This is a genomic window from Actinomyces sp. HMSC075C01 (assembly GCF_001812965.1).
Lineage (GTDB): Bacteria > Actinomycetota > Actinomycetes > Actinomycetales > Actinomycetaceae > Actinomyces > Actinomyces acetigenes.
The window spans coordinates 1-257 of sequence record NZ_KV811037.1 but is presented as its reverse complement, the minus strand read 5'-3'; positions in this window follow the sequence as shown (position 1 = coordinate 257).

The following is a 257-nucleotide window of genomic DNA, read 5'->3' as shown; positions in this document are numbered from 1 at the left end:
AGAAGAACCGCAGGATTCCAACGATCCCCGCTGGAAACATTGACGGCAGGCTCGTTCATGTCAGCGCTGTGGACACCGGGCCGCGCAGGAGCGAGTCCAGGGTTCTTGGTGGCACAGCCCGGCGCCTGCACCACAGGCCCTCCTGCACCGCTCCCTGACCGCCGTCTGTGCGGGGCCCGGTGGTCATGGTCCGACGCCGGCTCCGCCCCGAGTCGGCCCGAGCCGGCCCGAGTCGGTCTACTCCACGAGGGTCGGGA